The 453-nt window shown below is 69.8% G+C and carries 1 protein-coding gene; it reads left to right on the top strand.

What is annotated here, in order from left to right; all coding sequences use genetic code 11:
- Window positions 1–453, top strand: a 453-nt coding sequence (locus P2Q66_RS06065) for a cation:proton antiporter (protein ID WP_345795620.1), incomplete at both ends; no start/stop codon positions are given.

Genomic DNA, 453 nt, shown 5'->3' with positions numbered 1-453 from the left:
ATTTCGCCGTGATCCGGGGAAGGCCGGTCAACCGTGCCGCCGCCGGCTGGGTCATCTCGTTGGCGGGAGGCATCGGCGCCGGGTTTGTCCTGGGCCCGTCACCGGCTGCTGCCGTGATTATCGGCGTCGCCCTGTGCTCCACGGCGCTGGGCGCGCTGCTGCCGATCCTCCGCGACGCCGGCGAACTGAAGTCCCCGATGGGCATCGCGGTCACGGCACTGGGTGCGGCGGGGGAGTTTGGCCCCCTGGTGGCGATCTCGCTGTTCTTCAGCGGCAGGGAACTGGGGCCGGCCACGGCGGTGCTTCTCGGGTTTGTCCTCCTGACCGGCCTGGCGATCTTCCTCGCCTCCCGGGCACGGCATACGCTGCTCCACTCCCAGGTCACCCGGACGCTGCACACCAGCGGCCAGTTCGCCGTCCGGTCCATCATGTTCATCCTGACCGTGCTGGTGG

Origin of the sequence: Arthrobacter sp. Cr_A7, from assembly GCF_029222765.1 — a bacterium.
Lineage (GTDB): Bacteria > Actinomycetota > Actinomycetes > Actinomycetales > Micrococcaceae > Arthrobacter.
Note: the sequence above shows the minus strand (reverse complement) of the source record. Positions and strands in the feature narration are given on the sequence as shown.